We start from the raw sequence: 248 nt of genomic DNA, 5'->3' as shown, positions 1-248 counted from the left end.
TCAAAAGCGTACGCCGGTTCGGCGGGGGTCTCGGGACAGCGGCACGCCGAGCCCCCGGCGCATCGGCGAACGGGGTTCCACGAGCGCAAGAGACTTACCGCCTCCCCCCGTGCGAACTGTACGCATGGATCTTCGCGTCCAGGGAGACGTTCCCCCCGATCCGTTCCTCGGCGCCGCGGACCTCTTCGAGACCGAACACTCCGTGGAGGCGCCGGTCCGCGTGGTGGTCCGCGAGGACCCCGACGAGC

Annotated in this window: 1 protein-coding gene; it reads left to right on the top strand. The window is 70.2% G+C overall.

Features of this window, described 5'->3' with window-relative positions; translation table 11 throughout:
- Positions 1 to 124: 124 nt before the first annotated feature.
- Positions 125 to 248: DUF5781 family protein (locus tag EXE44_RS21770; protein WP_241991916.1), on the top strand; the 124-nt coding region annotated here is incomplete at its 3' end.

Origin of the sequence: Halorubrum sp. SS7 (assembly GCF_005435055.1) — an archaeon.
Lineage (GTDB): Archaea > Halobacteriota > Halobacteria > Halobacteriales > Haloferacaceae > Halorubrum > Halorubrum salinarum.
The sequence above is the reverse complement of the archived record's forward strand: the minus strand, read 5'-3'. Positions and strand labels throughout refer to the sequence as shown.